The organism is Mesorhizobium sp. M7A.F.Ca.CA.001.08.2.1 (genome assembly GCF_003998455.1).
In the GTDB taxonomy this organism is placed as follows: domain Bacteria; phylum Pseudomonadota; class Alphaproteobacteria; order Rhizobiales; family Rhizobiaceae; genus Mesorhizobium; species Mesorhizobium ciceri.
Genome location: NZ_RZPW01000198.1, coordinates 1 through 8,964, shown reverse-complemented (window position 1 = coordinate 8,964; position 8,964 = coordinate 1). Strand labels below are relative to the sequence as shown.

The following is an 8,964-nucleotide window of genomic DNA, read 5'->3' as shown; positions in this document are numbered from 1 at the left end:
GCCGGTGGCGATGCCGCCGATCCTGCGGCTCGACATTCCCGAGCATCGCGGCGAGGTCGACGTGAAGACCGCCTACGTGCCTGATATCGACGGTTTCGCCATCAAGATCAGCCCCGGCTTCTTCGACAATCCGAAGCTCGGCCTGCCCAGCGTCAACGGCATGATGGTGCTGCTGTCGTCCAAAACCGGCCTGGTCGAAGCACTGCTGCTCGACAACGGCTATCTCACGGATATCCGAACCGCTGCTGCCGGCGCCGTCGCCTCCAAACATCTGTCGCGGCAGGACTCGTCAGTTGCCGCGATCTTCGGCGCCGGCGTCCAGGCCGGGTTGCAATTGGAAGCCCTTATGCTGGTGCGGCCGATTGCCGAGGCGCGCATCTGGGCGCGCGATGCGGCAAAGGCCGAGGCAACCGCCGGAGCCCTGCGCGAAAAGCTCGGCATTCTCGTGCATGCCGAGCCCGACGCGGCAAACGCAGTTGTCGGCGCCGACATCATCGTCACCACCACGCCTTCGACCGAGCCGCTGATCAAGGCGGGTTTCGTTTCCGCCGGCCAGCACATCACGGCGATGGGCTCCGACGCCGAGCACAAGAACGAGATCGCGCCGGCAATCCTGCGCATGGCCGACCTCTATGTCGCCGACAGCGCCCGTCAGACGCGGCGGCTGGGTGAGCTGCATCACGCCATCGCGGCGGGCGTGATGGCCGCTGAGGAAGAGGTGACCGAACTTGGCCAGATCATCGCCGGTAAACGGCATGGTCGGCGCTCGGCCAGCGACATCACCATCGCCGATCTGACCGGCACCGGCGTTCAGGATACGGCGATAGCTACGTTCGCCCGCGATCGGGCGCGGGTGGCCGGTTCCGGGGCCATTTTCGAAAGCTGATGCTGGCCAAGGCGTGATCCGGAAACGTGGGAACCGGTTTTCCGAAAAGATCACGCTCAAAAAAGAATGACGGGCCGGTTTCAACGAAGTTGAAACAGGCTCAAGGCCCAACAAACGAGGACCAAGAACAATGCAACCGAACCTGAGATTCTCGCGCGGCGAATATGCGGATCGCCTCGCCAAGACACGCAAAGCCATGGAGGTGAAGGGCGTCGATCTTCTTGTTATCAGCGACCCGTCCAATATGGCCTGGCTGACCGGCTATGACGGCTGGTCGTTCTACGTGCATCAGGCGGTTATCGTGCCGCCATCGGGCGAGCCGGTCTGGTACGGCCGTGGCCAGGACGCCAACGGTGCCAAGCGCACTGCCTATCTCGCGCATGATAACATCGTCGGCTATGCCGATCACTATGTGCAGTCGACCGAGCGCCACCCGATGGATTTTTTGGCCAGCGTGCTTGCGGATCGCGGCTGGGGCAAGCTGACAGTCGGCGTTGAGATGGACAATTACTGGTTCTCGGCCGCCGCCTTCGCATCGCTGCAGAAGCATTTGCCCAATGCCCGCTTTGTCGATGCCACCGCGCTGGTCAACTGGCAGCGCGCGATCAAGAGCCCGACCGAGATCGACTATATGCGCAAGGCGGCTCGCATCGTCGAGGCGATGCACCAGCGCATCTTCGACAAGATCGAGGTCGGCATGCGCAAATGCGATCTCGTTGCCGAAATCTATGATGCCGGCACGCGCGGCGTCGATGGCATCGGCGGCGACTATCCGGCGATCGTGCCGCTGCTGCCGTCGGGTGCCGATGCCTCGGCGCCGCATCTGACCTGGGACGACAGACCGATGAAGCGGGCCGAGGGCACCTTCTTCGAGATCGCCGGCTGCTACAACCGCTATCACTGCCCGCTGTCGCGCACCGTCTTCCTAGGCAAGCCGACGCAGGAATTCCTCGATGCCGAGAAGGCGACGCTGGAAGGTATGGAAGCGGGGCTGGCCGCGGCCAAACCCGGCAACGCCTGTGAGGACATCGCCAACGCCTTCTTCGCCGTGCTGAAGAAGTATGGCATCGTCAAGGACAACCGCACCGGCTATTCGATCGGACTGTCCTATCCGCCGGACTGGGGCGAGCGCACGATGAGCTTGCGTCCCGGCGACCGCACCGAACTCAAGCCCGGCATGACGTTCCATTTCATGACCGGCCTGTGGCTGGAAACGATGGGACTGGAGATCACCGAGTCCATCCTGATCACCGAAACCGGTGTGGAGTGCCTGGCCAATGTGCCGCGTAAGCTGGTGGTGAAGGATTGAGACCGATGTCGAATCTACGCTCATCACCGGTCGCGCCGACCGTCGATTTCGACCGCGACGGCGTCCAGCACGGCTTCCTGCGCTTGCCCTACAGCCGCGACGATTCCGCGTGGGGCTCGGTGATGATACCGATCTGCGTCATCCGCAACGGCAACGGACCGGCAGCTCTGCTGTCCGGCGCCAACCATGGCGACGAATATGAGGGGCCGCTGGCCCTCTACGATCTCGCCAGGACCCTCGATCCCAGGCAAGTCAGCGGCACGGTGATCATCGTGCCGGCAATGAACTATCCGGCCTTCCGCGCCGGCACGCGCACCTCGCCGATCGACAAGGGCAACATGAACCGCAGCTTTCCCGGCCGGCCGGACGGAACGGTGACCGAAAAGATCGCCGATTACTTTCAACGTGAGCTGCTGCCTCGCGCCGACATCGTGTTCGACTTCCACTCCGGCGGCAAGACGCTGGACTTCGTGCCGTTCTGCGCGGCGCACACTTTGCCCGACAAGGCGCTGGAACAGAAAGCCTTTGACGCGGTCGCGGCCTTTGCCGCTCCGTTCTCGATGCGCATGATCGAGATCGACGCCGTTGGCATGTACGACACGGCAGCCGAGGAGATGGGCAAGGTCTTCGTCAGCACCGAACTTGGCGGCGGCGGCACGTCGCGCGCGCAAACCGTGCGGATCGCGAGGCGCGGCATTCTCAACGTGCTGCGTCATGCCGGCATTGTAGATGGTGCGGTCGAGAAGACTCGAACCCAGTGGCTCGACATGCCGTCGGGCGATTGTTTCTCGTTCGCCGAAGACGACGGCATGATCGAAACCATGGTCGATCTCGGTGAGCCCGTCAAAGAAGGCTCGGTGCTGGCGCGCATTCATTCCACCGGCCGCACCGGCGTCGCTCCGCAGGAGATCCGGGCAAAAATGTCGGGCATGCTTGCGGCGCGGCATTTCCCCGGGCTGGTTAAGGCCGGCGACTGCGCGGCGGTGGTGGCTGTGCACGTCTGAGCGGCTCCGCCGGGGCCTGCTCCACCCGGTTCGGGTCCATCGTCACTTGTTCTGCGTCCGTCGCGGAGCCCTTCGGCGCGGCGGAAAGAAGCAGGATAGCGGGCGGAGTCGACATTGCAGGAGGATGTCACTATATAGCGGCGGCTTCGACCCGCGCGCCCGAGGGCAGCACCTCGAAGCAACTGTGAATGTGTAGTGTTTTGCGCCATCTATTGTGACGGAAATCGGCTCGGAAACCGGAAAAAAGCAAATAGAAACAGTGGCGCAGCGCTGGGTGTGACCCAGCCAACGGTACCGACCCCTCCAGAATCAGAAAATGCCCTTGACCCCTCGATTTCCTATGGCTCTGTGGACCTTGGACGGCATTGGCTTGCCGGCTGACCGCGACTCGGCTGGAATGGGGACATGCATCCTTTGCGGGATGTCGACGTTTATGATTACCAACCGGCTTTGCCGCCAGGGAACAGCAGTATGAGCGAACACGCCATCGAATTCTTGCGGGGATGGATCGGCGAAAAGGTCCATTGCCAATCCTCCCAGGCAAGGATCGACAAGCAGGCCGAAACCTTGGCCAAGGAGTGCGCCGCCGAGGCGGCCGAGGTCGGCATTCCGCTGGAGGATATCCAGGAAGAAGTCGGCGATATCCAGGAACTTATCGCATCCCGGCTTGAGGAAGCGGCCGAGGCCGAAGAAAGCCAGCAGGCCCCCAGAAAAGCCGCGGAATGATCAAAGCCGCCGAATGATCGCATAGCGGCGACATTGTTGCAGCGCGGGCTTCTGGCCCGCGTTTTTGTCTTCAGCCAAAGGTCTCCTTCAGCCACGTCTTCGGCAGCGCCGGCACGAAATTCCCGTCGCGTCCGGTCATATCGTCATTGGCAACCAGCGCGTTGAGGATTGCTTCCTCCACGGTCTGGATCACCGCATCGAAAAACGGATCGATGTCGGTATCGGGAATAAAATCGGCACTGGCGATGCGGCCGGATGGCGCCCGCGCGGCGCTCGCATTGGCGGTCGAGAAGGCGATGAAAATGTCGCCTGAACTGTGATACCCGAAGCCTCCGGTCATGGCGACGCCAAGCGGCACCCGTCGGGCCAGCCGCTTCATCTGATGCGGCAGGAACGGTGCGTCGGTGGCGATGACGGCGATGATCGAACCCTTTTCGGCGCGCGGTGTGCCTTCGCGGACAGCCGGTTCGACGAGTTGCGGCCCGGCGCGCAGGCCGCGAATGGCAATATTGCGCCGTTTGCCAAAATTGGACTGCACGAAGGCGCCGACCGTATAGGCACGGCCGTGCCATTCGACGATGCGCGATGCCGTGCCGGAGCCGGCCTTGAAGCCGAAGGTGATCATGCCGGTGCCGCCGCCGACGCTGCCTTCCTCGATCGGTCCGCCGGCGGCACCGTCGAGGACCTGTGCAACATGCTCCGACGTCAAATGGTGGCCGTTGATGTCGTTGAGGAAGCCGTCATAGGTCTCCGCCGCCACCGGCAGTCCCCAGCCGCTGTCAAGCGCCGCCGGCAGCACGCTTTGCATCCAGCGCAGCGTGCCGTCGCGGGAAACACCGCAGGAATGCGTGTTGGTGATGGTGATCGGGAAGTTGAAAGCGCCGGTTTCCTCGACGATGTGCGAGCCGGTCAGTTCGCCGTTTCCGTTCTGGCTGAAGATCCCGGCGAAGACCGGGTTGGCGAGGTCGGCAAGCGGCCTGGGCAGGATCGCGGTCACGCCGGTGCGAACCGGTCCCTCGCCGACGACAAGCGTGCCATCGCCCGAGATCAGCGTCGCATAGCCGACCGCGACGCCGGGCACATCGGTGATCGCGTTGAACGGTCCAGGCCGTCCGTCGAAGCCGATGCCGAAATTTCGCGCGCGCGGTTTGCCTGAGGGCGTTGCCAGATGATGCGGATTGTCGGTCATGGTGTCAGAATAGGGATCCCTGATTGCCAGGCTCTTTGGCCTTGGCCGCCGGCTTGGCCACGGCTTTCGGTTTTGCCGTGCCGCTGATTGCCACCGCATCGGCGGTCCCGTCGGCGAACTCGAGCGAAAGCGCCATTCCCGACGCCACGTCGGCAGCCTGCTTGACGACGGCGCCGTCCGCATCCCTCACCAGCGCAAAGCCGCGGGCCAGGACGGCCTTGTGCGACAGCGACGCCATCAACCTGTCGGCCTGGACGACGCGGCCGCGCAGGCGCTCCAGCCTGAGCACCACTGCTTGCGTGCCGCGTCTTGTCAAAGCTGTCAGCAAATCCCTCTGCACGCGTTGCCGCCGTGCCGTCGGCTCGATCGTGATGCGGCCTTGCAGCATGGCCAGTTGCTGCTTGTGCCGCTGCAGCGATGCCCTTGCACATTTTGGCAATTGATCCGCCGCCCGGTTAAGCTCCGCACGCCGGGCTCTTGCCGTCGCACGCAGTGCCCCTTGTGCTCGCAAAAGATTGCGTTCGTTGGTGCGCCGGGCCTCTGCAATGCGCTGCGACAGCATTGCCGGTGTCAGTTTCACGGCAAAAAACCTTGCACGCTTGCGTTCGGTGGAGACGAACAGGCCCCGGCCCAGCCTGGATGTCGCCTCATCGAGGCGCCGGCGCGGCAGCGCCAGCAATTGATCGGGCGAGGGCAGAGCCCGGGCGGCGGCACGGGCGGCCTGCCGCTTGCGCTCGAAATTGCGCAGCACCGCCGCTTTCAGCCGCGCACCGAGGCTGGCAAGCGTTGCTTCGAGGTCGGCCTTCACCGGCACAGCGATTTCGGCCGCGCCTGTCGGTGTCGGCGCCCGCACGTCGGCAACGAGGTCGATCAGCGTCCAGTCGGTCTCGTGGCCGACAGCCGAGATCACCGGAATGCCGGAAGCGGCAACCGCGCGGGCGAGCGCCTCGTCGTTGAACCCCCAGAGGTCTTCGAGGCTGCCGCCGCCACGCGCCACGATCAACAGATCGGGCCGCTGGATGGCGCCATCCCATGCCAGCGCGTTGAAGCCGTTGACCGCGGCAGTCACTTCCGCGCCTGACGTCTCGCCCTGAACACGCACCGGCCAAACCAGGATGTGCAGCGGAAAGCGGTCCTTGATGCGGTGGATGATGTCTCGGATGACGGACCCTGTCGGCGAGGTGACGACGCCGATGACGCGCGGCATGAACGGCAGCAGTCGCTTGCGGCCGGTGTCGAACAGACCCTCGGCCTGTAGCCGCCGCTTGCGCTCTTCCAGCAGCGCCATCAGGGCGCCGGCGCCGGCAGGCTCCAGATTGTCGATGACGATCTGGTAGTTGGATTTGCCGGGATAGGTGGTGAGCTTGCCGGTGGCGATCACCTCCATGCCCTCTTCGGGACGGAACTTCAGCCGGCTCATCGTGCCTTTCCACACCACGGCGTCGAGCCGCGCGCGGTCGTCCTTCAGCGCGAAATAGGCATGACCTGAGGAATGCGGCCCGCGATAGCCTGATATCTCGCCACGCACCCGCACATTGCCGAAAACGTCCTCGACCGTGCGCTTCAGCGCGCCGGAAATCTCGCTCACCGTATATTCGGCGGCGTTGGTGCGTGATTCGGATGCTGCTTCGCTCATCCGTCGATTGGGGAACGGTTGGGCGCCCGCGTCAAGGCGGTTGCGTCGGGCCAGCCGTTCATAACCCGCACACCTGGCCCTGCCTACCAGCCGGGCAGGATCTGGTTCGGCTTGGTTCGCCGCAGCTTGGTGAAGGCGAGCGCTGCGAAATCGAACGTTCCGGGGTCTTCGCCGACCGGCACGGAGATATTGTCCAGGCTTTCCGAAATATGGCGGGCGAGCGCATCGACGATCTCCGGCCGCGACGTCTGGCCGCGCATGATGCCGATGCGGCAATCGGGCAGGGCGCCGAAGCCGTCGGCTTCGCCCAGCACCCGCATGCCGGGCCTGAGCGCGCATTCCGGCAGCACCGAGATTGCCAGCCCGGAAAGCACCGCTGCGGTGATGACGGTGGCCGAGAAACTGGTGAACAGGATGCGATAGTCGCGGTTCTGCTGGTCGAGCACATCGACCGCGGCGCGCCGCCAGATGCAGTTCGGCCGGCCGAAGGCCATCGGCAGCGTTTCCTGCTCATGCGTGGCATGATTGGCCGAGGTGACCCACAGCAGCGGTTCACGCCGCACCACCTCCGATTGGCCTCGTACGTCGTTGTGCGTCACCAGCGCGAGGTCGAGATTGCCGCGCTTGATATGCTCGACCAGACCCGGCGTCGGCTCGCAGATGACGGTCAGTTCGACGCGCGGATTGGAGCGCGTGAACCGCGCCATGATCTCCGGCAGGAAACGGTCGGCGTAGTCGTCGGGCGTGCCGATGCGGATCGTGCCTTCGAGCCGCCGGTCGTCGAAGGCCGCCAGGGTCTCGCGGTTGAGATAGAGCAGCCGCCGCGCATAGGAGAGCAGCTTGTCGCCTTCCTCGGTCAGCCTGTTGGTGCGCCCGTCCTTTTCGAACAGCGGTTTGCCGATCCGCTCCTCCAGCCGGCGCATCTGCATCGACACCGCCGACTGGGTCCGGTGCACCTCTTCGGCTGCCCGCGTGAAGCTGCCGGTATCGGCGATCGAGATGAAGGTCTGCAATTGATCGAGATCGAGCGGCGATTTCATCGATATGATCCATCACTGGTGTTGATGTTAAAGATTAGAAACATTCGTTGGATTAATCAATCGGCCGATGGCAAATTGGCATTGTCCACATGAAGGCATGTGAATTGGGACCGGAACGGCCGCTGACGCCAGCGCCGATTGCTTGGTCTCGCCCGTTCGAGTCTGAAGGAGACCGACAATGACCACGTTTGATTTCGCCACCGAGACCTCGCGCATCACCTCGCGTCCGGCCGTTGCGACGCGCGTGGCCAACACCGTCTCCAACATCTACCGCGCCTGGAAAAACCGCCGCGCCTTCTATCGCCTTGGCGAGATGTCGGACGCCGAACTCGCCGATATCGGCCTGACGCGCGCCGACCTGCATGTCGCCATCGACGTGCCGTTTGGCCGCGACCCGACGGCGATGCTGCGCGAGATCGCCAGTGATCGCATCGAAACGATCGAGGATTTCGCTCGCAAGGTGGCCTGATCGGTTGCTTGTTGTTTAGGTTGCCGTGAACCTTTTCAGGGTTCGACGCGACTGACGAGTATGCAGGCTCCCACTCCCTGCCGGATCCCCCCGGCCCGCCTGCACTCTGCCCGGTCCTCCCAGGACCGGGCTTTTCTCTTTCTACCTCAGCGAAGACCGCCTACCGCCGGTCCATGTCCCGCTTAAACTGGTCGAAGATCGTCTCCACGCCCTTCTGGTAGTCGTCACGCTGCTGGGCGCCGGTTTCGAACATCTTGCCGAACAGGTCGTCGAACGGGTTTTTCGGACGGCCGCTCGGATTGGCCTGTGGCTGCGGTGCCTGACGTTGCGGGGGCGCTTGAGGCTGTTGCGGCGCCGGCTGTCCGCCGGGGATGCCGCCTAAGCCACCGCCACCTTGCCGCAGCATCTCCTCGAAGATTTTCCCCAGCGGATTGTCTCCGTAGGGGCTTTGCGTCTGCTGGGGCTGCGGCTGCGCCCGCCCCTGCGGCTGCGGCTGAGGCGCGCCACCGCCGAACATGTCCTGCAGCACCTTGCCGAGCGGATTGTCGCCGTAGGGATTGGGTGCCGGCTGCGTCTGGCTTTGCGGCTGTGGCTGCGCCGCGCCGCCGCCGAACATGTCCTGCAACACCTTGCCGAGCGGGTTGTCCATCGGGTTCTGGGGCGGCGGCGCCTGGCGCGGCTGCGGCGTCGGGGCCTGAATGCCGC

At 64.1% G+C, this 8,964-nt stretch carries 8 protein-coding genes and 1 pseudogene; 5 read left to right on the top strand and 4 right to left on the bottom strand.

Features of this window, described 5'->3' with window-relative positions:
• The 4 genes from eutC to EN914_RS14065 all read left to right on the top strand — a co-directional run.
• Positions 1–886: ectoine utilization protein EutC (eutC, locus tag EN914_RS14080; RefSeq protein WP_127389130.1), on the top strand; the 886-nt coding region annotated here is incomplete at its 5' end.
• 130 nt (positions 887–1,016) lie between these two features.
• A complete protein-coding gene (doeA, locus tag EN914_RS14075; RefSeq protein WP_024502316.1) occupies positions 1,017–2,195 on the top strand; it encodes an ectoine hydrolase DoeA in 1,179 nt (392 codons plus the stop codon).
• A gap of 5 nt (positions 2,196–2,200) precedes the next feature.
• Positions 2,201–3,199, top strand: a complete 999-nt coding sequence (doeB, locus tag EN914_RS14070) for a N(2)-acetyl-L-2,4-diaminobutanoate deacetylase DoeB (protein WP_024502317.1) — start codon at positions 2,201–2,203, stop codon at positions 3,197–3,199.
• Positions 3,200–3,670: 471 nt separating this feature from the next.
• Entirely contained in the window at positions 3,671–3,925 is a 255-nt protein-coding gene (locus tag EN914_RS14065) for a DUF768 domain-containing protein (protein ID WP_013530335.1), read from the top strand.
• Positions 3,926–3,995: 70 nt separating this feature from the next.
• On the opposite strand, the gene EN914_RS14060 is transcribed toward EN914_RS14065, so the two are convergent.
• The 3 genes from EN914_RS14060 to EN914_RS14050 form a co-directional block, all read right to left on the bottom strand.
• On the bottom strand, positions 3,996–5,114 hold the full coding sequence (locus EN914_RS14060) for a P1 family peptidase (RefSeq protein ID WP_024502318.1): 1,119 nt from the start codon (positions 5,112–5,114) through the stop codon (positions 3,996–3,998).
• A gap of 4 nt (positions 5,115–5,118) precedes the next feature.
• Complete coding sequence (xseA, locus tag EN914_RS14055) at positions 5,119–6,750, bottom strand: exodeoxyribonuclease VII large subunit (protein WP_024502319.1); 1,632 nt, start codon at positions 6,748–6,750, stop codon at positions 5,119–5,121.
• A gap of 83 nt (positions 6,751–6,833) precedes the next feature.
• Positions 6,834–7,790, bottom strand: a complete 957-nt coding sequence (locus EN914_RS14050) for a LysR substrate-binding domain-containing protein (protein ID WP_013530338.1) — start codon at positions 7,788–7,790, stop codon at positions 6,834–6,836.
• Positions 7,791–7,968: 178 nt separating this feature from the next.
• Here EN914_RS14050 and EN914_RS14045 point away from each other — a divergent pair, with 178 nt between their 5' ends.
• Entirely contained in the window at positions 7,969–8,259 is a 291-nt protein-coding gene (locus EN914_RS14045; RefSeq protein ID WP_013530339.1) for a DUF1127 domain-containing protein, read from the top strand.
• 160 nt (positions 8,260–8,419) lie between these two features.
• Here the strand turns inward: EN914_RS14045 and EN914_RS14040 are convergent.
• Positions 8,420–8,964 (bottom strand): annotated as a pseudogene (locus EN914_RS14040) (hypothetical protein); the annotation flags it as partial.

What these genes read in the sequence shown, in the direction of transcription:
- doeA (WP_024502316.1), top strand. Translation starts at nt 1,017, where the DNA reads ATGCAACCGAACCTGAGATTCTCGCGCGGCGAATATGCGGATCGCCTC.
- doeB (WP_024502317.1), top strand. Translation starts at nt 2,201, where the DNA reads ATGTCGAATCTACGCTCATCACCGGTCGCGCCGACCGTCGATTTCGAC.
- EN914_RS14065 (WP_013530335.1), top strand. Translation starts at nt 3,671, where the DNA reads ATGAGCGAACACGCCATCGAATTCTTGCGGGGATGGATCGGCGAAAAG.
- EN914_RS14060 (WP_024502318.1), bottom strand. Translation starts at nt 5,114, where the DNA reads ATGACCGACAATCCGCATCATCTGGCAACGCCCTCAGGCAAACCGCGC.
- xseA (WP_024502319.1), bottom strand. Translation starts at nt 6,750, where the DNA reads ATGAGCGAAGCAGCATCCGAATCACGCACCAACGCCGCCGAATATACG.
- EN914_RS14050 (WP_013530338.1), bottom strand. Translation starts at nt 7,790, where the DNA reads ATGAAATCGCCGCTCGATCTCGATCAATTGCAGACCTTCATCTCGATC.
- EN914_RS14045 (WP_013530339.1), top strand. Translation starts at nt 7,969, where the DNA reads ATGACCACGTTTGATTTCGCCACCGAGACCTCGCGCATCACCTCGCGT.